The organism is Dyella ginsengisoli (genome assembly GCF_044904665.1).
Classification (GTDB): domain Bacteria; phylum Pseudomonadota; class Gammaproteobacteria; order Xanthomonadales; family Rhodanobacteraceae; genus Dyella_A; species Dyella_A ginsengisoli.
On sequence record NZ_JADIKM010000006.1, the window covers coordinates 140,192 to 161,112 of the forward strand.

The 20,921-nt window shown below is 70.7% G+C and carries 17 protein-coding genes; 2 read left to right on the plus strand and 15 right to left on the minus strand.

The window, feature by feature from the left end:
• The first annotated feature begins 166 nt into the window (after positions 1–166).
• Positions 167–1,078: a DUF2167 domain-containing protein gene (locus ISP17_RS18020; RefSeq protein ID WP_404635659.1), complete on the plus strand. Its 912-nt coding sequence runs from the start codon at positions 167–169 to the stop codon at positions 1,076–1,078.
• 357 nt (positions 1,079–1,435) lie between these two features.
• Here the strand turns inward: ISP17_RS18020 and hrpB are convergent, their stop codons facing one another.
• From hrpB to ISP17_RS18090, 14 genes are all read right to left on the minus strand, one after another.
• Positions 1,436–3,952: an ATP-dependent helicase HrpB gene (gene hrpB / locus ISP17_RS18025; RefSeq protein ID WP_404635661.1), complete on the minus strand. Its 2,517-nt coding sequence runs from the start codon at positions 3,950–3,952 to the stop codon at positions 1,436–1,438.
• Between the two features lie 117 nt (positions 3,953–4,069).
• Positions 4,070–6,391, minus strand: coding sequence for a type II secretion system secretin GspD (gene gspD / locus ISP17_RS18030; protein ID WP_404635663.1), 2,322 nt, complete (start codon positions 6,389–6,391; stop codon positions 4,070–4,072).
• Entirely contained in the window at positions 6,391–7,119 is a 729-nt protein-coding gene (locus tag ISP17_RS18035; protein WP_404635665.1) for a hypothetical protein, read from the minus strand. Before ISP17_RS18035 ends, gspD begins: the two co-directional genes overlap by 1 nt.
• A complete protein-coding gene (gspM, locus tag ISP17_RS18040; RefSeq protein WP_404635667.1) occupies positions 7,116–7,748 on the minus strand; it encodes a type II secretion system protein GspM in 633 nt (210 codons plus the stop codon). The genes ISP17_RS18035 and gspM overlap by 4 nt, the downstream gene beginning before the upstream one ends.
• Positions 7,745–8,911, minus strand: coding sequence for a PilN domain-containing protein (locus ISP17_RS18045; RefSeq protein WP_404635669.1), 1,167 nt, complete (start codon positions 8,909–8,911; stop codon positions 7,745–7,747). Before ISP17_RS18045 ends, gspM begins: the two co-directional genes overlap by 4 nt.
• Positions 8,908–9,774: a type II secretion system minor pseudopilin gene (locus ISP17_RS18050; RefSeq protein ID WP_404635671.1), complete on the minus strand. Its 867-nt coding sequence runs from the start codon at positions 9,772–9,774 to the stop codon at positions 8,908–8,910. Before ISP17_RS18050 ends, ISP17_RS18045 begins: the two co-directional genes overlap by 4 nt.
• Positions 9,771–10,439: a prepilin-type N-terminal cleavage/methylation domain-containing protein gene (locus tag ISP17_RS18055; protein ID WP_404635673.1), complete on the minus strand. Its 669-nt coding sequence runs from the start codon at positions 10,437–10,439 to the stop codon at positions 9,771–9,773. Before ISP17_RS18055 ends, ISP17_RS18050 begins: the two co-directional genes overlap by 4 nt.
• On the minus strand, positions 10,436–10,909 hold the full coding sequence (locus ISP17_RS18060) for a type IV pilus modification PilV family protein (protein ID WP_404635675.1): 474 nt from the start codon (positions 10,907–10,909) through the stop codon (positions 10,436–10,438). Before ISP17_RS18060 ends, ISP17_RS18055 begins: the two co-directional genes overlap by 4 nt.
• A complete protein-coding gene (locus ISP17_RS18065) occupies positions 10,909–11,382 on the minus strand; it encodes a GspH/FimT family pseudopilin (protein WP_404635677.1) in 474 nt (157 codons plus the stop codon). Before ISP17_RS18065 ends, ISP17_RS18060 begins: the two co-directional genes overlap by 1 nt.
• 25 nt (positions 11,383–11,407) lie before the next feature.
• On the minus strand, positions 11,408–11,833 hold the full coding sequence (gspG, locus tag ISP17_RS18070) for a type II secretion system major pseudopilin GspG (RefSeq protein WP_404635679.1): 426 nt from the start codon (positions 11,831–11,833) through the stop codon (positions 11,408–11,410).
• Between the two features lie 46 nt (positions 11,834–11,879).
• Positions 11,880–13,097, minus strand: a complete 1,218-nt coding sequence (gene gspF / locus ISP17_RS18075; protein WP_404635681.1) for a type II secretion system inner membrane protein GspF — start codon at positions 13,095–13,097, stop codon at positions 11,880–11,882.
• A gap of 1 nt (position 13,098) precedes the next feature.
• Positions 13,099–14,790, minus strand: a complete 1,692-nt coding sequence (gene gspE, locus ISP17_RS18080; protein WP_404636056.1) for a type II secretion system ATPase GspE — start codon at positions 14,788–14,790, stop codon at positions 13,099–13,101.
• A 229-nt stretch (positions 14,791–15,019) separates the two neighbouring features.
• Entirely contained in the window at positions 15,020–17,425 is a 2,406-nt protein-coding gene (locus ISP17_RS18085; protein ID WP_404635683.1) for an ESPR-type extended signal peptide-containing protein, read from the minus strand.
• Positions 17,426–17,575: 150 nt separating this feature from the next.
• On the minus strand, positions 17,576–19,156 hold the full coding sequence (locus ISP17_RS18090; protein WP_404635685.1) for a M4 family metallopeptidase: 1,581 nt from the start codon (positions 19,154–19,156) through the stop codon (positions 17,576–17,578).
• Positions 19,157–19,424: 268 nt separating this feature from the next.
• Here ISP17_RS18090 and ISP17_RS18095 point away from each other — a divergent pair, with 268 nt between their 5' ends.
• Positions 19,425–20,222, plus strand: a complete 798-nt coding sequence (locus tag ISP17_RS18095) for a TatD family hydrolase (RefSeq protein WP_404635687.1) — start codon at positions 19,425–19,427, stop codon at positions 20,220–20,222.
• Between the two features lie 11 nt (positions 20,223–20,233).
• Here ISP17_RS18095 and ISP17_RS18100 read toward each other — a convergent pair whose 3' ends face one another.
• Positions 20,234–20,860: a flavin reductase family protein gene (locus ISP17_RS18100; RefSeq protein ID WP_404635689.1), complete on the minus strand. Its 627-nt coding sequence runs from the start codon at positions 20,858–20,860 to the stop codon at positions 20,234–20,236.
• Positions 20,861–20,921: the final 61 nt, after the last annotated feature.

Sequence of the window (20,921 nt, forward strand, 5' to 3'; positions counted from 1 at the left end):
GCACATCCGACCCGTGCGCGCAGTACGGTTTTGTGAAGGGGTGGCGCGCCCGCTGGGCACCACCTGCGCGCTCTGCTACAACGTCGGCGGGACGCGCCGAGGGGAGCGCCCGCGCCACCGGGAAACCGCCGCGCATCGATGGAACGAACGCCACAGGGGATCACACATGACACGCTGCCTCACCGTGCCGGCACGCTTCGCGCTGGCCGCATTGTTTTGCCTGCCGCTCACCTTCAGCCGCACGGCCGACGCCGCCGATTCGTCCGCCGCGCAGACCGAAAGCTTCATCGCCTCGCTGCATCCGGCCAGCGGCACGGTGGCCATTCCCGGTGCCAACGCGCATCTCGCACTGAAGCCTGGCTACGGCTTTCTCAACGCGCATGACGCCCAGCGCGTACTCGGCCAGCTGTGGAACAACCCGCCGGACAAGGACGTGCTGGGCATGATCCTGCCCAGCGACGATCCGCACGTGCTGCTGGACGACAACAGTTGGGCAGTGGTGGTGACCTACGTGGACGAGGGCTACGTATCCGATGCCGACGCCGCCGGCATCGACTACGACAAGATGCTGCGCGACATGCAGGAGAGCGCGCACGACGAAAACCCCGAACGGCGCAAGCAGGGTTTTCCCGAAGTGGAACTGGCCGGCTGGGCCGAGCCGCCGCACTACGACTACGCCAGTCACAAGCTGTACTGGGCGCGCGACCTGATCTTCAGCCAGGACGGCCACAGCGGGCATTCGCTCAACTACGACATCCGTGTACTCGGCCGACAAGGCTACCTGTCACTCAACGCGGTGGCGCCGATCGGCCAGCTCGACCAGGTCAAGGCGGACATGCCCGAGGTGCTGGCGATGACCGACTTCGACGCCGGCCAGAGCTACAACGACTACGACAAGAGCACCGACAAGCTCGCCGCCTACGGCATCGGCGCGCTGGTCGCCGGCGGCATCGCGGCGAAGGCCGGGCTGTTCGCCAAGCTCGGCGTGATGCTGCTGGCGCTGAAGAAGTTCGTGATTCTCGGCATCGCCGCGGTGGCCGGCCTGTTCAAGAAGCTGTTCCGCCGCAAGCAGGCATGAGCCACGCGCCGTGCGGTACCGCCTAGGGGTGCTCTGATCCACTAGACGTAGGCGGCATGATGTTCAAAAGGCCGGCAGGATGCGTCGCGCGGCGCTGGGCAGACAGGCCGTCTGTTCAAGCCGCGCGGCACAGCATGACGGCCTTTTGAGCATCACCCTTCAGCATTGAATTCGACCGGTTGCGGCCAGTTCTGTTTGTCCACAGGCCTTCCTCGCTCCTCAAGGCCGTGACCATCCTTGGTCACTCCCCGCGTGCGGTGCGCCGGCTCGACAGATGGCTGTCCGCACTCGCATCAACCTTGCGGCCTGCGAACAAACAGAGCTGGTGACGCCTGCGTCTAGTGGATCAGAGCATCCCTAGGTGCCGCGCGGCTTGGCCCGGTGGGTGGGCGTGGCGCTCCACGGATCGTCCGGCCACGGGTGGCGCGGGTAGCGGCCCTTGAGCTCCTTCTTCACCTCCGGGTAGGTTCGTTCCCAGAAGCCCTTCAGATCCTGCGTGACCTGGATCGGCCGGCCCGCCGGCGACAGCAGGTGCAACGTCACCGGAACGCGACCGCCGCCGACCCGCGGCGTGTCGGCGAGGCCGAACAGCTCCTGCAGCTTCACCGCCAGTACCGGCGGTTCGCCGGGCGCGTACTCGAGTCGACGGCTCTGGCCGCTGGGCACCACGAGTTGATCGGGCGCCTGCGCGTCGAGGGTGCGGCGCTGCTCGTAGTCGAGCATCGCGGCGAGCGCCTGCGACAGCGATTCGCCGGCCAGCGCATCGAGCCCGCGCTTGCCTTCCAGGTGTGGCGCCAGCCACTGCTCCAGCGTGGCCAGCAGGTGCGCGTCGTCGACGTCGGGCAGGTCCAGCTCGGGCATCCACTGGCGCAACGCCTGGATGCGCGCGCGCAACCGACGCGCCGACTCGCTCCACGGCAGCGCCTCCAGCCCGCGGCTGCGCACCGCCGCTAGGAGCGCCGGCAGCGCGTCGGCCGGCTGCACCGGCACGCTGCGCCGCTCCAGCACGATGGCGCCGAAGCGCTGCTCCTCGAACGCCTCCACCGCGGCGCGCGCCTCGTTCCAGCGCAGCACCCGCTCGCGCGCGAAGGCGGCGGGAAAGTCGCGTTCGAGCTGGCGCGGATCCAGCGGCGCGGCGGCGAGGATCAGGCTGTCGCGCGCCTCGTGGCGCAGGTCCAGCGCCACCAGCCACGGCTCGCCGAGCAGCACGGTCTGCTCGTGCAGCCGCGCACCGCGACCGTTCGCCAGCGTGTAGCGCAGCGGTTGGCTGGCATCGCGAAAGGCGATGCGGTCGGGAAAGGCGTGCGCCAGCAGGTCGCCTACCGCGTGGCTGTCCGGTACGCCGCTGGCGGCGGTGCGCACGTCGAGGCGGCGGCGCCAGCCCTTGGCCGCCTGCTCGATCGCCGCCAGTGCGCCGACGTCGGCCTCGGCACGCCCGCCGCCGCGGCGATCGCGCCACACGTGCAGCGCGCCGACGCGGGCGCGGAAATCGTCGCTGCGCGCGAGTTCCCCGCGCAGCGGCGAGCGCGCGTCCATCAGCGCCAGCAGGTCGGCGACCAGCGCGAGGCGCTCGGACGGTGCGCGCAACGCAGCGGCGGCCAGCCGCGGGCTGGCGCCGAGCTGCAGCATGCGCCGGCCCAGCGCGGTGATGCGGCCATCGCCGTCCAGGGCGCCGAGCAGCGCAAGCAGTTCGCGGCCCTGCGCCAGCGCGCCGGCCGGCGGCGGGTCCAGCCACGGCAGACCGGCGGCACTGGCCGCGGTGATGCCCCACGCGGCCAGCTCCAGCGCCAGCGCGGACAGCTCGGCCTGGGCGATCTCCGCCGTGCGCGAGGGTTCCAGCCGCTTGCTCTGCGGCCACAGGCGATACGCGGTGCCCGCGGCCACGCGGCCGGCGCGACCGGCGCGCTGGTCGGCCGAGGCCTGCGAGATCGTCACCGTCTCCAGCCGGGTGAAGCCGGAGTTGGGGTCGAAGCGCGGCTCGCGCGCCAGGCCGGTGTCGATCACCGCGCGAACGCCCGGCAGGGTGACGCTGGATTCGGCCACGTTGGTGGCCAGCACCACGCGGCGCGTGCCCGGTTCGGCTGGCGCCAGCGCCAGCTGCTGCTCGGCCAGGCCGAGTTCGCCGTGTAGCGGCATCAGTTCCACCTGTTCGTCGAGCGTGGTGGCCAGCACGGTCTGCGCACGGGCGATCTCGCGTCGGCCGGGCAGGAACACCAGCACGTCGCCGTCGTTCTCCGCCAGCGCCTGCCGCGCGATGCGCGCGACGTGATGCTCGACGCTTTCCTGCGCGCGCGCCGGCGGGTACTCGATGCGCACCGGAAAGCTGCGCCCCGGGCTGCTGATGCGCGGCGCATCCAGCCACTGCGCGATGCGCTCGCCGTCCAGCGTGGCCGACATCACCAGCAGGCGCAGCTCGGGCCGCAGCGTGGCCTGCACGTCCAGCGCCAGCGCGGCGCCGAGGTCGCCGGCGAGATGCCGTTCGTGGAATTCGTCGAACACGATCGCGCCGATGCCGCTGAGTTCCGGATCGTCCTGGATCAGCCGCGTCAGGATGCCCTCGGTGACCACCTCGATGCGCGTCGCCGCGCTGGTGCGCGACTCGAAGCGGATCGAGTAACCCACCGTCTGCCCCACCGTTTCACCGAGCTGCTGCGCCATGAACTGTGCGGCGGCGCGCGCGGCGATGCGGCGCGGTTCCAGCATCAGGATCTTGCGCCCCTCAAGCCACGGCGCATCGAGCAGCGCCAGCGGCACCTGGGTGGTCTTGCCGGCGCCGGGCGGCGCTTCCAGCACCAGCCGCGGATGCGCGGCGAGCGCGTCGCGGATCCCGGGCAGCAGCGGGGTGATCGGAAAGGCGAGAGGCGGCGAGATCATCGCGTGGATGATACGTGCTGGCTCGACTGAGCCTTACGCCGAAACGAAAGCATCGCCCGCGAGCGGGCTCCTACTGGATCTTGCAGTAGGAGCCTGCTCGCGCGCGATGCCCTTGCTCTACGGCTTGGCCTTCGCCCGCAGCGGCGCCAGCGACTCGAACTTCTGCTGGTATTCGTTGGTGATGTCGCGGGCGTCGTCGCTGCTGGCGATCACGCGCGGGGTGATCAGCACGATCAGCTCGGTGCGGTTGTGGTTGCGGCTGGTCTGTCCGAACAGCCGGCCGAGCAGGGGGATGCGGTTGAGGCCGGGCACGCCGGTATCGGTGTTGCCCTCGTCCTGCTGGATCAGGCCACCGAGCAACACGGTCTGCCCGCTCTGCACGGCGACCTGGGTGGCCAGCTCCCGCTGCGAGATGGTCGGGTTGCCGTTGACCAGCGCAGTGGTGCGATCGACCTGACTCACCTGCTGGCCGATGTTCATGTAGACCAGGCCGCCGGGATTGACCCGCGGCTGCACGTTGAGGATCACGCCGGTATTGAGATAAGTGACCTGGCTGTATTGCTGCGTACCAATGCCGGTGCTCACGCTGGTCTGATTGATCGGCACCTGGTTGCCGACCTGGATGTGCGCGGTCTGGTTGTTCATCACCACCATCGATGGCGCGGACAGCGTCTTGGTGTTGCCGCTGGTCTCCATCGCGTGCAGGGCGACCTGCAGGTTGGAATTGACGAAGGAGTAGAACAGCGCGTCCTGCGCCGGATTGAAGCCGGCGCCGCCGCGACCCAGCGCGTACTGCTGCTGGTTGCCGGGCTGGCCGGGGGTGTAGCTGCCGTCGCTGTTGCTGTGCCCGCCGATCAATCCTTCCAGATACCACTGCACGCCGAACTGGAACTCACCGGTGAGGTTCACCTCCAGGATGCGCGTCTCGATCTGCACCTGCAGCGGCACGTTGTCCAGACGCTTGATCGCGTCCTGGATCTCATTCCACTGCGACGGGCGCGCGCGCACCAGCAGCTGGTTGTTGGCGTCCACCGAGCTGATGCGGATGCTGCCATCACCGGAGCTGTACTGCTGGTCGCCCGCGCTACCACCGCCGGTAGCGCCGACGTTGTTGATCAGCGCGCCGGCGTTGCCACTACCCGTGCCACCGGCGCCGCCCGCGCTGCTGCCCAGCCCGCTACCGCCGCCCATGCTGCCACTGGCGTCGCGCCCGCTGGCGCCGCTGTTGAGGCCGCCGCCGGTGTTGCCAAAGCTGCCGGCGGTGCTGCCCATCGCCGCGCCGCTGGCACCGCCGGTGTTGCCCAGCGTGGCGCCGGTGAGCCCGGGGCCGACTTCGCCGCCGGCACCGCCGCTGCTGCCGCCGGCGTTGTCGGTGTAGATCTGCGCCAGGTAATGCGCGAGGTCGGACGCCTTGATGTTGCGCACGTCGTACACGTACAGCTGCGGCTCGTTGCCGCCGCCGCGGTCGATGCGGGCGATCCAGTCGCCGACTTCGCGCAGGTAGTCCGGCTGGGTGGAGATCACCACCAGCGCGTTGGTGCGCTCGATCGGAATGAAGCGCAGCATGCCGGCCAGCGGCGTGTTGCCGTCCTTGCCGAACAGGCTGTCGAGCTTGGGCATCAGGTCGGTGACGCTGGCGCGCTCCAGCGAGAACACGCCCACCGACATGCCGCGCAGCCAGTCGACATCGAAGGTGCGCACGGTGCGCGCGTAGTTGGCCAGCTCCTGCGGCGTGCCGGAGAGCACCAGCAGGTTGCGCGCCGGGTCCACCAACAGCACCGAGTCGGGTCGTGCGAACGGCTTGATCAGCTTCTGCATCTCGGTGGCGCTGATGTAGTGCAGCGGGAACAGCCGCGCCTGCAAGCCGCCGGCCGGCGCGCTGGCGCCCAGCCCCGGCACCAGGTTGCCGGCCGCGGCGTCCTTGGCCGGCATCACCACGTAGCCGCCGTCGCCGCTGACCAGCGCGTTGCCGGTCCACGACAGCAGCATCTCCAGGATCGGCAGCGCCTGGCTGGTATCGACCGGTTCGGCGGTGGCGAAGGAGATGTTGCCCTGCACGCCGGGCGCGATGGTGTAGTTCTTCTTGAGCAGGTCGCCGAGCACCGCCTTCACCACCGCCTGCACCGGCTGGTTCTCGAAGTTGAAGGTGACCGCGCCGTCGCCCTTGGCCGCCGGCCGCGGCCTGGCCAGCGCGGTGGGCCGGATGAACTGGCCGTTGCCGGCGCTGACCTGCGGCTGCACCGCCGTGGTGACGGCGGTGCCGGCGGAGGTGTTGAGCGGCAGCGGCGTCGGCGCCGGCTTCTCGGTGCCGGCCATCGCCTCGCGCTGCAACACGCCATCGTCGGGCGGCGGCGGCAGCGTGGCGCAGCCCGCCAGCCAGACGACGACGGCCACGAGGGCGACCAGTCGTAACAGCGGAGACTTCTGCGTGCGGAACATCAACGAACTCCTTGCTGGGTCGAGTCAGCCTGCTCGGCCCGACGTTTCTGGATGACGGCATTGAGCTGGCGGATGCGTTCCGCCTGCAGTTGGGCCTGGGTCTGGCGCGCGCGCTGGGCGCGCCCGGCCTGCGGATTCACGCCCATCCGCAGGTCCTGGTCGCCGCCACCGGGGCCGGGACCGGGCTCGACCTCGCCCTGGCGCATCTCGGCAGCGCCGGGGGCGTTGTCGACGGGCGGGGCGGTCTTGTCGAACGGCGCGCCGGCCGGCAGTTTCAGTTCGACGCGGCCGTCGGGCGCATCGAATACCGCCGAACGTGGGTGCACTTCCACCAGCGTCCAGCGGCCGTCGGGCGTGGCCTTGCCTTCGACGATCTGCAGGTCGCGGTTGTTGCTCTTGTCGTGCACCAGCGCGATGTGTACGTCGCGGGTGAGGATCACGCCGGTAAGCGCCAGATCACCCACCGCGCCGCCGCCATCGGCCAGCGCGGACGGGCGGCGGTCCGGACTGAACAGCGGTTTCTGCCAGACCAGCGCAAAGCGATCCAGCGGCTGCGGCGGCGGCAGCGCGGCGCCGCGTCCGGGCGGCGGCAGCGGCGCCGCGGCGCGCGACGGATTCCAGCGCACGCCCTGCCCTGTGCCCAGCAGCAACGCGGCGAAGATCGCAGCCAGCAGCGCAGCCAGCAGCGCCAGGGCTGGAGTGAGGCGACGCTGCGCGGCGGCCCTCACGGCGCGGCTCCGGCGGCGGACGGCGCCGGCGCGTTGCGCGACGGGCGCACGTAGCCGGTGAGGGTGAACTGCACTTCCAGCGGCGCCTGCGCGTTCTGCTGGGTGATCACCGGGTTGCGGAAGATGCTCAGGTCGCCCACGAACAGGTACGGCGTGCCCTGCTCCAGATCGTGCAGCACGGCGCTGAGCGGCTCGATGTCGCAACGCAGGCTGATGCTCACCGCGGCCTTGCGGTAGGGCTCGGAGCTGTCGGCGGGCGGTTCGGGCAGGGGCATCTTCTGGGTCACCTCGCAGCCGCCGTTGCGCGGATGCGCGGCGGCGACGTCGACTACGCGCTGCATCAGCCCGGCGCTGGCGGCATTGGGATCGTCCTCGGGCAGGAACGCGCTGCTGGCGGCCTGGCCGGCGCCCAGCGTGGCGAGGCGCTTTTCCAGCTCGGGCTTCTGCGCGATGGCGGCGGCGTAGCGACTCTGCGTGTCGCGCAGGTCGGCCATCTGCGCGTCGATGGCGCGCAACGGCGCCACGAACCACCAGTGCAGCAGGACGAAATAGGCGATCACCAGCACCACCAGCAGCAGGCCGATCGCGGCGAGCCGGCTGTCGCGCGGTTTCAGCACGAGACGCTTCATGGCGTGGCTCCGGCCGCGGTGGCGGCGGGCGCGGGTGTCGCGGAGGGCGGCGTGCGCACCTTGCCGACCATGTAGAAGCGCTCCTTGCCGGTGGTCGGATCGGCCTGGATCGATCCCTGGAAGCCGACGTCGCGGATCAGCGGCGAATCCTTCAGCGCATCGACCAGCTTGGCCGCCTGCACGCTCTGCCCCTGGAAGCCGATCGCTCCGCTGGCATCGAGACTGAAGCGCTCCAGCCACGCGGTGTCGGGCAGCCGGTGGGTCAGCTCGTCGAGCAGCGCAAGCACCGGCACGCTGTCCTTTTTCTTCTGCGCGAGGAAGCCGGCCGCGCCAGCGTTGTCCTGCAGCTGCTGGCGCAGCGCGGCCACCTGCTGCGCCTCGCCGCGCATGGTATCGACCTGCGCCTGCATGGCGTCCAGGGCCAGTTGGCGGTTGTGCAGCCACTGGCCCAGCGCCAGCACCAGCAGCACCGCGCTGGCGACGGTGAGCGCAAGGTTGAGGCGGCGTCGCGGATCGCTGCGTCGCGGCCGCTGCGCGGGCGCGAGCAGGTTGGCGCCCACGCGGCGCCCGTCGGCCGTCAGCAGATCCACCGCGTCGACGCGGATGCGCAGGGCGGCGAGCCGTTCGAGCAAGGGATCGAGCGCGGCGCGCGGCAGCACGATCAACTCGGCGGCAAAACGCCCTTCTCCGGCCGGCTGGTCCAGCTCGCGCACGTCCACCGCCACCTGCTCGGCGCGGAACGGCGTCTGCCGGTCGATCTCGAAACCCACCACCTGCGCCAGGTTGTCGCGCGCCGCCAGCGGCAGCGCCAGCGTGCGGCGCAGGCCGGCCGCGGCGGGCAGGCACAGCGCCAGGCGCAGATCCTGCGGATCGACCGCCGCCAGCGCCTGGCGCAGGGTCTGGTGCTGCATGGCCGGATCGTCCGCATCGGACCACTGCGCCAGCGCGGCGGATTCGCCCGCGCGGCGCAGGTGCCAGATCCCGTCGCGTCGTTCGAGCAGGTGCCAGTCGGCTCCACCGGCCAGCGCCCTTTGCATCGTGGTGGGCAGCAGCGCGCGCAGTTCGCCGCCCCACCACGCCAGGAACGCCGGCAACGGCGACGCGCGCCAGGCGCGCCGTGCGCGATCCAGCTGCGGGCGCAGCGACTGCGTTGCGGTACTCATTCCCCGTCTCCCTCCTGCCAGCGCAACACCGCGTAGGGTTGCGCGCCGGCCCCGATCCCGCGCAGGCGGATCGTCGCCCGTACGACGGCCTTGGTGCCGTCGGCGAGCGTCGCCTGCGAACGAATACTATGCGTCACCCCGCCACCGGACGCCATCGCGGTGGCCGGATCGAGCGCCGCGCGCGCCTGCTGCGCCTGCGCGATGTGTGCCGCGTCCATGCCCGGAATGGCCGCCAGCGCCAGCGGCGGCGCGGTGGCCGGGTTGGGCGTGTCGCGGCCGGACCACAGCGTCACCTGTGGTGCGACAGTGCGATAAACCGCCGCCGGCATCCCCAGCACCATGCGCAGCTCCTCGATGCTGGCGAACGGACCGTGCCGCGGGGCGTAGTCCAGCCCGGCCGCGGCGTACGCCGCGTCGCCCGGATCGGGCCCCACGGTGCTCTTGAAACTGCGCCAGGTGACCACCCGGTCGGTCAGCACCTGCGCGGCGCGCGGCTCCATGCCGGCGGCGGTAAACAGGCCGGTAAGCACCACCGGCGCGGCCGCGTTGAGATCGACCTTGCCGCTCTCGTCGATCACCGCCACCTGCACGTTCGCCGCGCCGTAGCGGAAGGTGTACGGGCGGCCGTCCGGAATCCAGCGCTGCGCCGGCTGCGGATCCTGCAGTGCATAGATGGCGCGGGCGATGCCGGCCTCGGCGGCGTAATGCGCCTGCGTCTGCGCGAACGCATAGCGCGCCTGCAGCCCCTCGGTGCGCGCGAGCATGGCGTAGCCGCCCAGCAACACGGCGAGCAGGGTGCATGCCCACAGCACCACCAGCAGGGCGACGCCGCGTTGCGTCGCATGCAGGTCCAGCCGCCTCATGGCCCACCGCCCATGCCGCGCAGGCGCTGCAGCGGGCCCTGCAGCATCAGGCCGCTGGACGGATCGATGCGCAGCGGCACGGTCAATACCGGCCACGGCGTGGTACCCAGCGGGGTCAGCTCGACGCGCACCAGCTGCGGCAGCATCCGGCCATCGGGCCAGCGGTCCTGCCAGTCGCCGGGACGGCCCTGGGCATCGACGCCGCGGTACTGGAAGCGGCCGCTCTTGATGCGGTCCAGCAGCAGCTGTGGCTTGCCCAGCGGCTTCGGCGGCTTGCCGTCCGGCGGCAGCATCGCCAGCTGCATGTCCAGCCGCAGCGCGCCGTGGCCGTCGTCGACCAGCGACAGCGCCATCAGCTGCGGGCCGAGCTTGTCGAGGTAGCCGGGCAGCGGTGCGACGAAGCGCATGCTGCGCGCCTTGCCCTCGAAGAAAACGCTGTCGCCGTTCGCGTCGTGGCCGATCGGCGCCACCATGGTTTGCGCCAGCTCGCGGCGCAGCAGCTGCTGCGAGGAGCGCACCTGATCGAGCCGCTCCACCGCGACCGTGCCCGAGCGCACGCTATGCGTAGCGGTGCGGATGCCCGAGTACACACCGAGCAGCAGCAAGGTGAGCAGCACCAGCGCCGCCAGCACCTCCAGCAGGCTGAAGCCGGCCGTGCGCCTCACGGGGACGCTCCGCCGCCGGACGCGCCGCCGGGGTTGTCGCTCGACGGCTCGTCCGGCGGATTGGCGGGGGCGCCGGCGGGATGGGACGCGCCCAGGCGCAGCGTGCTGAAGTGCGCCACCTGATCGTGGCCGGCGCCACTCCAGCTCACGTCCAGATCGAGTTGGTACAGCTGCAGCGCCACGTTCGGTGCCGGCTTGCCGGCCGGGTTCCACGGCGTTACCCGCAACTGCCAGCGGTACTGCTTGTTGAACGCGCCGCGACTCGTGCCGGCGCGAATCGGCTCGGTGACGAAGGCGCTGTCGAGCAGGCTGCGCGCCCACATCGCAGCCTCGCTGCGCTGGGCCGCGTGCTGGGTGAGTCCGATCGCTCCGCCGGCCACCTTCATCAGCGCGGTGAAGGTGATCGCCAGCAGCAGCAACGCCGCGATCACCTCGATCAGGCTGAAGCCGCGGGCGCGACGGGGCGACATCACGGCTGCTCCACGCTCACCGCACCGGTGAGCCACGCCACGTTGACCTGCCAGCGGCGCTGTCCTTGCTGCAGTGTGACGTGGCCGCCGGTGGAGCTGCCGTCGGGAAAGAAGCGGATGCGTCCCACGCCCGGGCCGACCTGGTCCTCCTTGGCGCTGGTGATGCTCAGCGCCAGGCCGTCCGGCAGCTGCACCGTACGGCCGTTGGCACCGCGGTAGCTGCCGGCACGGGTGTCCACGTCGAAGTGCTGCTCCCGGCCTTTCACGATCGCCTCCGCGCGGGTGGCGCGCAGCGCGGCGGCCAGCTCGCCGCTGGCCGCGCTCACGCGCGCACCCTTCAGGCCCTGCGACACCGATACCGACACCGCTGCTGCGGCGATGCCGATCAGCAGGATCACCGCCAGCATCTCGAACAGGGTGAAGCCGCGCGCACGCGGCGCGCCCGGGAGGCGGAGGGAAGAGCGGGCGTTCACGTCAGGCGGGCCGCGCAGGCGGCGCTCATTCCCAGTTGCCGATGTCCTTGCTGAAGCCGTCGCCGCCGGCCTGGCCGTCCTGACCGTAGAACACCAAGTCGAAGCTGCCGTGCTCGCCGGGATACTTGTAGCCGAAGGCGTGGCCCCACGGATCCTTCAGGTCCGAGGCCTTGGCGTACGGACCCTGCCAGTTGGCGGCACCGGCCGGCTTGGTCACCAGGTCATCGAGCTGGCGCGGCGGCGTGCCGTTGTCGAGCGCGTAGTTCTCCACCTTCTGGCCGAGCGTGGTGAGCTGCGCCTTGCCGGCGCCGTACTTGCCCTTGTCGACGTTCTTGCCGACCTGGGTCACCACGACGGCGCCGATGATGCCGATCAGCACGATCACGGCGAGCATTTCGAGCAGGGTGAAGCCGGCGCTGCGGCGCACGGCGCGGAGAGACCTGGACTGCATGGGATTACCTCGGGTCATACGGAACGGATACATGGGACATCGCCGATCACTGGATGTTGCTGGTGAGGCTGAGCAGCGGCAGCAGGATCGCCGCCATGATGATCGCCACCAGCACGGTCATCACGATGGTCAGCGCCGGCACCAGCGCGGCAAGCAGGCGGTCGATCGCGCGCTTGCTTTCGAGCTCGAAGGTGTCGGCGACCTTGAGCAGCATCACATCGAGCTGGCCGGCCTCCTCGCCCACCTGCACCATCTGCAGGGCGAGTCGCGGGAAGCGCTGCGATTGCGAGAGCGCGAAACCGAGCCCGGCACCGCCCTTGACCTGCTCGGCGGCCTTCGCCAGCGCCTCGTCCAGCGCGCGATTGGAGGTGACCTGCCGCGCGATGGTCAGCGAGGACAGCAGCGGCACGCCGTTCTTCAGCAGCGTACCCAGCGTGCGCGCGATGCGCGCGGTCTCCACCTTCAGCAGCAGCGGGCCGACCACGCGCATCTGCAGCAGCTTCGCGTGCCACGCCAGCCGGATCTCCGGATCACGCAGCCGCGCGCGCCATGCAAAAGTGCCACCGACCAGCAACAGCAGCACCAGCCACCACCACGCCTGGATGAAGTTGCCCAGTCCGAGCACGGCTTGCGTGATCAGCGGGATCGGCACCTGCATGTCCTGGAAGATCGGCACGAACTGCGGCACCACATAGGCCAGCAGCAGCACCAGCGAACCGAGCACGCCGACCAGCAGGAAGGCCGGATAGATCAGCGCGTTGACGATGCTGCCGCGCAGCTGTTGCGCGCGCTCCAGATAATCGGCGAGCCGGCGCAGCGTCTCCTCCAGCGAACCGCCCGCCTCGCCCGCGCGTACCAGCGACACGTAGAGTTTGGGAAACACGCCGTGCTCCTCGTCCAGCGCCTGCGACAGCGTGGTGCCGCCGCGGACGCGGTCGCGCACGCGTTCGATCAGCTTTTTCGCCCGCTCGCCTTCGGGCAGCTCCAGCAGGATGCCGAGCGCGCGATCGAGCGGCTGGCCCGCGCCGAGCAGGGTGGCGAGTTGATGGGTGAATTGCGCCAGCTGGTCGCCGGTGAAGGGGCCGCGCGCAAACAGCGCGGCGAGGCCGCTGCCGCCGCCCGGCGCGTCGGCGGGCTGCGCTTCCAGCGGCGTGTGGCCCTGGTCCTGCAGGCGCGCGATCACGTCCTCGACCGAGGCCGCCTCCATCTGCCCCTGCAGCATGTCGCCGGCGTCGCTGACCGCGCGGTAGCGGAACTGCGCCACGTCAGCCTTCCTGCGTCACGCGCAGGACCTCTTCCAGCGTGGTCACGCCGGCCACCGCCTTGGCGATGCCGTCCTCGTACATGGTGCGCATGCCTTCGGCGCGGGCGGTGCGCTCGATCTCGCCGGCGTCGGCGCGCTGCATGATCATGCGGCGCAGCGGGTCGGTCATCACCAGGAACTCCATGATCGCGCGGCGGCCGCGGTAGCCGGTGGGGTTGGCCGTGCTGCTGCCCGGTTTCCACAGCCGGATCGGCCGCTCGCTGGTGTATTTCTCCAGCTCGAACTCGGCGATCACCTCGGGTGACGGTTCGTAGGGAATCGCGGTCTCCGGATCGAGCCGGCGTACCAGCCGCTGCGCCAGGATGCCGTTGACGGTGGAGCCGAGCAGGTAGTCCTCCACGCCCATGTCGAGCAGGCGGGTGACGCCGCCAGCCGCACTGTTGGTGTGCAGCGTGGACAGCACCAGGTGGCCGGTGAGCGCGGACTGGATCGCGATCCGGCAGGTTTCCAAGTCGCGCATCTCGCCGATCATGATCACGTCCGGGTCCTGGCGCATGATCGAGCGCAGCGCGCCGGCGAAATCCAGCCCGATCTGCGGCTTCACCTGGATCTGGTTGATGCCCTCGAGCTGGTACTCGACCGGATCTTCCACCGTGATGATCTTCACGTCGGGCGTATTGATCTGCGACAGCGCGGTGTACAGCGTGGTGGTCTTGCCCGAACCGGTGGGACCGGTGACCAGCAAAATGCCGTGCGGCCGCTGCAGCACGTCGACGAAACGCTGCTGGAAGTGCTCGGTGAAGCCCAGCGAGGCGAAGTCGAACACCACCGATTCGCGATCCAGGATGCGCATCACCACCGACTCGCCGAAGGCGGTCGGCACGGTGGACACGCGCAGGTCCAGCTCCTTGCCCTGCACGCGCAGCTGGATGCGGCCGTCCTGCGGCAGGCGGCGCTCGGCGATGTTGAGCTTGGCCATGATCTTCACGCGCGAAATCACCGCCGCGGTCGAGGACGAGGGCGGCGCCTCCACCTCGTGCAGCACGCCGTCGATGCGGTAGCGCACCTTGAGCCGGTTCTCGAACGGCTCGATGTGCACATCCGAGGCGCGCTGCTCCACCGCGCGCTGCAGGATCAAATTGACCAGGCGGATCACCGGCGCCTCGGAAGCAAGGTCGCGCAGGTGTTCCACGTCTTCTTCTTCGGTCGCGCCGGCGCCGTCGAGGTTCTCCACGATCGAACCCATCGCCGAACGGCCCTGGCCGTAGTAGCGCTCGATCAGGTCGTCGATCTCCGAACGCAGGCCGATGCACAGCGCCACCGGCTTGCCGGCGGCCAGCTGCACGGCGTCGAGCGGATACGGATCGGCCGGATCGGAGACGATCAGCGCCAGCCCATCCTCGCCGTGGCGCATCGGCACCACGTGCTGCTGCTTCAGGAAACGCGGCGAAATATCGACCTCGGCCGGCGGCAGGTCGGGCGCCTCGCGGGTGGACACCAGCGGCGCGCCGAGCAGTTCGGACCAGGCCAGCGCCAGATCGCGCTCGGACACCAGCCCCAGTCGCGCCATCAGGGCCGTGAGCGTGCCTTCCGGGGCCTCTTCGTGCAGGCGGCGGGCGCGGGCCAGGTCGCCGTCCTTGAGGGCACCACGCGACACCAGCAGGGCGCACACCGCTTCCTCGCGATCGTGCATCCCCGACTGTGCTGCGTACTCCGACGCGGTCACCACTGCCGACATCACCCACCCCGCTCCATTGCATGGACAAACAAATGCTGCCGATCGGCGCCCCCGCCCCGATCGGGACCGGCATTGTTATCACATCCGGCCGGTGCCGGCGCGATACCACCGGCGCTGGCGTTCACAAAAAGAGGCCGACGCCCTGCGGCGCCGACCCCGTCACGCATGATCCGGCAGCCCGGGCTTACCAGCCCATGCCTATACCCACGCCGGCACTGCCCTGGTTGCCGCTCACCGCACCGCCGAAGGTGACATTGGTGTTGCTGCCGACCTGGCGCGAATAGCCCACCGCCAGCGCGGTGCGGCTGCCGTAGCCGCCGATGCCCACGCCCAGCCGGTTGGGCTGGTTGATGCCCTGCGTGCTGAAGGCCATCTGCGACATCGCCGTGCCCATCGCGCCCACCTGGTCCAGCCGGCGATCGACCGCGCGGAACTGGTCGCTGACCTGGTTGCGGAAGCTGTTGAAGTCGCCATTGGTGACGAACCCGGTGGCCAGCTTCTGGTCGGTGTAGGCCTTGGACGCGCTCAACGTCTGCACGTCGCCGGCGTCGGCATAGGTCTTGGCGGTGGCCAGCGCCTCGTCGACCTGGCCGACGTTGGCCGCGTCGGTCGCCTGCGTGCCGGCGGCCACGTTGGTGATCTGCCGCTGGCTGGTCGCCGTGCCCACCGACACCGTGTTGGCGCGGTTGGCCACCGAGCCCTGGCCCAGCGCCACCGCGTTGGCGGCGGTCACCGATGCACCCTGGCCCACGGCCGTGCCGGAAGCTGCGCTCACCGAGGCGCTCTCGCCTACCGCCACCGCGTTGGTAGCGCTGGCGGTGATGGTGGTGTTCGCACCCACCGCCGTGCTGCCGTCGGCGTTGACCTTGGCATTGCCGCCGATGGCGGTGTCGTTGGGACCGGCCGCGTAGCTGTCGCCGCCCACCGCCGTGCCGTGGTCGCCGCCCACGGTGGCGTTGGAGCCGACCGCCACGCCCTTGCTGCCGGCCAGCACCGAGGCGGTATCGCTGCCGTCGCCGGCACCGTCGACCACCAAGTGCGAGCCGCCCACCTGCTGCAGGTAGTCGATGCCGGACAGCGCGCTGCTCAGCGCCACGTCCAGCGCGCCCAGCGCGTCGCCGACGTTGTTGTAGCTGGCGCCCTGGATCAGGTAGTTCGGCGCCACGAAGGCCCCGCCCGCATCCAGCCCGGCGCCGCCGCCGAGCGCGGCGAACACGCCGTCGAGCTGCATCGTGCTGTCGTTGACGGTGCGCACCACCGCATTGAGCTGGCCCACGTTGACGGCGTCGGTGTCGTCCACGCCCGCATCGACGTTGACGATGCGCCGCTCGCCGCCCGCGCTGCCCACCGACACCGTGCTGGCCTGGTCGGCCACCGAGCCGGCGCCCAGCGCGATGCTGGAGTCCGCGCTCGCCGCGGCACCGTCGCCCAGTGCCACCGAATCCGCTCCGCTGCTGGTGGCACCGATGCCGGCGGCCAGCGAGTAGTCGCCGATGGCCGCGGCGCTGTAACCGAATGCCGAGGAGAGGAAGCCCTGCGCCACGCTGTAACCGCCGACCGCGGTGGCGGCCGTGCCCAGTGTGCCGCTGTTGAAGCCGATGGCCACCGACTGCTGGGTGGTCGCACCGCCGTAGCCGTTGGCGTTCTGGCTGCCGATGGCGATGGCGTAGCTGCCCGCCGCATTGCTGTCCGCGCCGAGCGCGGTGGCGCCGGTGGCGGTCGACACGGCGTTGTTGCCCACCGCGGTGGCCGAATCGGCGCCGGTGTAGGCCGAACCGCCCACCGAGGTGGTCGCCGCGCCCATCGCGAAGGCGCCGTTACCCAGCGCGGTGGCGTTGTCGCCGATGGCCGCGCCCTGGTAGCCCAGCGCCAGCGCACCGCGTCCTTCGGCGGCGGCGATCGAGCCGATCGCGATCGAACCTTCGCCCTGCGCCTCGGTGGCGAGGTAGTTGTTGGCCGGATCCGGATCGCCACCGCCGATGGCGATGCTGCCGACATCCGACGCCTGCGCGTTGGCGCCGAGCGCCACGCTGTTGTAGCCGTTCGCGCCGGCGTTGTAGCCGCCGGCGAAGGCGTTGATGGCAGTGGCGTAGGACAACGCGCCCACCGCAGTGCTGTTGGCACCGTCGGCGCCGGCGCCGGCGCCGAACGCGCTGGCGCCGATGCCGCTGGCCTCGGTGGCGTAGTCGACGCCGTCCACCGTGTACACGCCGCCCAGCGCGGTGGTGTAGTCGGCCAGCGCGTTGCTGCCCTGGCCCAGCGCCGTGGCCTGCACGCCGGTGGCCACTGCGTTGGCGCCCACGGCGGTGGCGCCGGTGCCGCTGACGGTCTGGTTGGGGCCGCACGACAGAGTGTCGTTGTCGGCCGGCACCACCTGGTTGCCGCTGCTCAGCACGCAGGCATCCGGCAGCTGCTGCGCCTGGGCGACACCGACCGGCGCACCGGCCAGCAGTGCACCGAGCAGCAGCGCACCGACCGCGCCGGTGACGATCGAACGACGAGCGCCCGCACGACGCGACGAGGCCAGTTCACTGGCCACCACCAGGGTGCCGAGCGCGCAATTCCAAACCTTGCTGTAGATCTTGTTCATGAATGATTTCCTGCATCGGAACGCCCGGTCCGCTGCGCGGCGAGGCGCCCGTGATCGACGGGAGGCGACGCACGCCGGGGCCGGCGCGACGGTCGCGAGAGAGAGTGCGTGTGGCCCGACGCGGCCGCTGCCGCGCCGGGCCGGGCGGGATCAGCGCGGCGCGGCGCAGGTCACGCCGACCGCGGTGAAGGCCGCGGTGACGTCGGCCACGGCGTAGCCGCGATCCTTGGCGGCGCCTTCCACGCCGCAGGCGCCGGTGTCGAAGGTTTCGCTCGGACCCCAGTACAACGCGTTGGCGTCGTGGAACACCTCGAACGCCTTGCGCGTGTCCCAGCCGGCGGTCTTGGCCAGCGTGCAGAACGCGCGGTTGTAGACGCCGCTGGAGTAGTGCACGTCGATGCCGTCGTAGTACTGCGCGGCGTTGTCGATCGAGGCGCCGTCGTTGCTCGGCGTGCACATGTCGCGCAGCGCCGGCAGGCCGAGCAGCGGCACGGTGGACGGCTTGACGATGTCGGCACCGACCATGAAGTCGTTGGCGCCGCGGTCGTAGAACTTCACCGCCTCGCCGGCCATGTCGGAGAACGCCTCGTTCATGCCGCCGGACTGCGCGGTGTATTCCAGGCCCGAGTGCTGCTCGGTGAAACCATGGCTGATCTCGTGGCCGGTGATGTCGAGCACCACGAACGGATAGAAGTACTGGTCACCGTCGCCGAACACCATCTCGCGGCCGTCCCAGAACGCGTTCTCGTAGTTGGTGCCGTAGTGCACCCACATCGCCAGCTGCATCGGCGTGCTGCCATCGGTGGTCAGCGCCGGCTCGGCGAACCAGTCGCGGTACATGTTCTGCACGACGCCGCCGAAGTGGTGCGCGTCGTTGATCGGCGAGAACGCGCCGTTGATCGCATCGCCGCTGCTCACGTAGCGCGACGGATCGCTGCCCACGCAGCCGAACGACCACTGCACCACGCGCTGGCCGCCGGCCAGATTGTAGGTGGCGACATCGGCGTCCTGGAGGTAGCAGGTGGTGCCGGACTTCTGCGCATCGAGTTTCTCCTGGCCCGGGCCGGAGCCATCGTAGAAGTACTCGCCGGTGAGCTGGTTGCCGCCGGGGCCGGTGGCCGAGACGGCGACGGGCGTGGTGCTGCCGCCGGGCGGCAGGCGACCGGTGGTGATGCCTTCCCACTGCCGGATCACGGCGCCGGTGTTGGCATCGACGATGGCGGTCGGGCGCGACATGTGGCCCTTCACCGGCACCAGGTAGGAGGTGCGATACGCCAGCGTCACTGCACCGCCGGCTTTGGGATAGACGAACAGCGTGGCCTCGCCGTTGCGCAAGCCGGGGGCGGCGAGCTGGCCCATGTGCTGCTTCAGCGCCGCCTGCGCCTGCAGCGCGGTGAGCCGCGGCGTCACCGAGGCGAGCTGCTTGCCGGGATCGCGCTGCACCTCGCCGGCCACCGCCAGCACGTTGCCGCTGCGATCGCGCTCGACCACCACGTGGCTGCCGTACACCGGCACGCCGCGGAAGGTCTGCTGCTCGCGCGTCTTGATCGTGCCGTGGCGCGTGGCGATGGCCTCGCGCTGCACGAGGCTGGTGTTCACGCCCAGCCCCAGCCGGCTGGCCAGCGGCGCGGCGGACAGGCGGCCAAGGCGGCCGGCCTCGATATGCGTGGTGCCGGCCGCGCCGGCGACCGAGGTGGCGCCCGCGCCGAGCACGGCCAGGATGGCACCCATGAGTTTCTTCTGAAGCATTGACGTTCCCCAAATCGGATTCGTGACCGGCCGGCCCGGTCGACGACCAGGCTGCAGCACCGGAACATGTGGCCGACTGACCTCCCCCCCGGGGGACAGTGACGTAGATCACACTAGGTAGCCGCCACGCATCGGGTCAATTCGAAAGATGCCTATGGGGTAAGACGCACGCGCCGCGTTCTGGTCCGTGGATCGCAACTTCGACGAGGGCTTGCGACAATCGCGTCTTTGTCCGCCGCGGGACTTCGCGATGCTGCTCGACATCGGCGCCAACCTCACCCACGAATCCTTCGCCCACGACTTCGACGCCGTGCTGGCACGCGCGCGGGCACACGGCGTGGCGCGGATGGTGGTGACCGGCGCCAGCCGCGACGCCAGCCGCGATGCGCTGGCCCTGGCGCAGGCCCATCCCGGCGTGCTGTACGCCACCGCCGGCGTGCATCCGCACCACGCGGTGGACTACGACGATGCCACCGACGCCCTGCTGCGCGAGCTGGCCACGCATCCACAGGTGCGCGCGGTGGGCGAAACCGGCCTGGACTACCACCGCAACTACTCGCCGCACGACGTGCAGCGCGACGTGTTCGAGCGCCAGCTGCGCATCGCCGCCGAGCTGGGCAAGCCGCTGTTCCTGCACCAGCGCGATGCGCACGGCGACTTCATTGCCCTGCTGCGCCGCTACCGCGACCGGGTGCCGGCCGCCGTGGTGCACTGCTTCACCGATACCGCCGCGGCGCTGCGCGACTACCTCGCGCTGGACTGCCACATCGGCATCACCGGCTGGATCTGCGACGAGCGCCGCGGTACGCACCTGCGCGAACTGGTGAAGCAGATCCCGGCGAACCGGCTGATGATCGAGACCGACGCGCCGTACCTGCTGCCGCGCACCGTGCGCCCGCTGCCCGCCCACCGCCGCAACGAGCCGATGTACCTCAGGCACATCGCCGAGGAGATCGCGCGCGACCGCGGCGAGTCGTTCGAGGCGCTGGCCGCGCACACCACGGCCACCGCCGAGGCGTTCTTCGGGCTCGCCGCCACCACCGGCTGAGCGCAGCGGCGCTACACCTCTGCCTTGAAGGTGCGCCCGAGCGCCGCTCCACCGCCGACGTAATGGCGGAACACATACAACAGCGGCCGGAACCGCTGCGGATCGATGTGCTCACTGCCGGCGAGGACGACGTCCTGGTGCGCATGCACCCGCAGCACTTCGGTCTCGACCGTGACGAAGCCGCCCGCGCTGGCCTGCCAGGCATCGAGCGATCGTTCGTGCCACGCCGTCACGCGCGCCTCCATCTGCAACGGGCACTCCGCGACGCGCGGCGCCTGTACCTGCTCCGAAGGCAGCGGCGTCAATCCGGCCAGCGCGAACTTGTCGGCCACGTGGCGGTAGCCGGTCTTCCAGCCCGGCACCGGGTCGCATCCGGTGGTTGGTGCCAGCGCTTCCACCGCTCGCCATTGCTCCGGCGCCACGACGTTCAGCGTGCACTCGCGCTCGCGTCGCAGGTTGGCCAGGCCCTGGCCGCCTTCGGCCAGACCCAGCACGACGCGGTCGGCCAGTGCCCACGCGGAAGACATCGGTGTCAGGTTGGCGCTGCCGTCGACGTTGCGGGTGACGATCAACAGCACCGGGGTGCCGAAATAAAGGATGTTCGGGCGGATGGTGCGGACGGGAATCGGCGTGTGCATGGTCGCCACTGTCGCGGCGCGGCACTCGCCGATGGTGCGGCGGGCAGCGAAACGTCGGCGT

Coding starts and splice junctions, on each gene's coding strand:
- ISP17_RS18020 (WP_404635659.1), top strand. CDS start 167: ATGACACGCTGCCTCACCGTGCCGGCACGCTTCGCGCTGGCCGCATTG.
- hrpB (WP_404635661.1), bottom strand. CDS start 3,952: ATGATCTCGCCGCCTCTCGCCTTTCCGATCACCCCGCTGCTGCCCGGG.
- gspD (WP_404635663.1), bottom strand. CDS start 6,391: ATGTTCCGCACGCAGAAGTCTCCGCTGTTACGACTGGTCGCCCTCGTG.
- gspM (WP_404635667.1), bottom strand. CDS start 7,748: ATGAAGCGTCTCGTGCTGAAACCGCGCGACAGCCGGCTCGCCGCGATC.
- ISP17_RS18045 (WP_404635669.1), bottom strand. CDS start 8,911: ATGAGTACCGCAACGCAGTCGCTGCGCCCGCAGCTGGATCGCGCACGG.
- ISP17_RS18050 (WP_404635671.1), bottom strand. CDS start 9,774: ATGAGGCGGCTGGACCTGCATGCGACGCAACGCGGCGTCGCCCTGCTG.
- ISP17_RS18060 (WP_404635675.1), bottom strand. CDS start 10,909: ATGTCGCCCCGTCGCGCCCGCGGCTTCAGCCTGATCGAGGTGATCGCG.
- gspG (WP_404635679.1), bottom strand. CDS start 11,833: ATGCAGTCCAGGTCTCTCCGCGCCGTGCGCCGCAGCGCCGGCTTCACC.
- gspE (WP_404636056.1), bottom strand. CDS start 14,790: ATGCACGATCGCGAGGAAGCGGTGTGCGCCCTGCTGGTGTCGCGTGGT.
- ISP17_RS18085 (WP_404635683.1), bottom strand. CDS start 17,425: ATGAACAAGATCTACAGCAAGGTTTGGAATTGCGCGCTCGGCACCCTG.
- ISP17_RS18090 (WP_404635685.1), bottom strand. CDS start 19,156: ATGGGTGCCATCCTGGCCGTGCTCGGCGCGGGCGCCACCTCGGTCGCC.
- ISP17_RS18095 (WP_404635687.1), top strand. CDS start 19,425: ATGCTGCTCGACATCGGCGCCAACCTCACCCACGAATCCTTCGCCCAC.
- ISP17_RS18100 (WP_404635689.1), bottom strand. CDS start 20,860: ATGCACACGCCGATTCCCGTCCGCACCATCCGCCCGAACATCCTTTAT.